We start from the raw sequence: 551 nt of genomic DNA, 5'->3' as shown, positions 1-551 counted from the left end.
GCCACCGGCCAGGCCAGCGTCGACTCGTCCAGGTAGCGCACGCCGCCGGAGGYGATGGCACCCATCGCGAACTCCTCCTGGCCGGGATAGCCGAGCTTGCGCACCACCAGCACGTCGAGCGGCGCGCCGAGCGCATGGGCGACTTCCCAGGCCACCGGCACGCCGCCGCGCGGCAGCCCGAGCACCAGCATGCCGGGCTGGCCACGCCAGGCTTCGAGAGCCTTGGCGAGCAAACGGCCGGCCTCACATCGATCCTTGAATTTCATCTGCAGCTCCTGCAGTCGGGATTCAGAAACGATACGCCGCGCTCATGCCGAGCGTCCAGTTTCGTCCAGGAGCCGGCTCGTAATAGCGAGCATTGCCCTCGTTGACGATCACCGAGCCGATGTACTGCCGGTCGAACAGGTTGTCGATGCGCGCGAAGGCATTCAGGTTCCAGCGCTGCCACTGCATGATATAGCCCGCGAACAGCGCCACCACCGTGTAGCCCGGCGCGCTCACCGTGTTGCGGTCGTTGGCCTCGACGCTCGCCAGCGCGCGCAGTTCGGTGC

Annotated in this window: 2 pseudogenes; both read right to left on the bottom strand. The window is 67.3% G+C overall.

Annotated elements, in window-relative coordinates:
- Window positions 1–266: pseudogene (locus AC1DY5_RS58155) on the bottom strand (phosphoribosyltransferase); the annotation flags it as partial.
- 22 nt (window positions 267–288) lie between these two features.
- Window positions 289–551 (bottom strand): annotated as a pseudogene (locus tag AC1DY5_RS58150) (TonB-dependent siderophore receptor); the annotation flags it as partial.

This window comes from Variovorax sp. P4_D9, from assembly GCF_056401695.1.
This window is presented reverse-complemented; position numbering and strand designations above follow the sequence as displayed.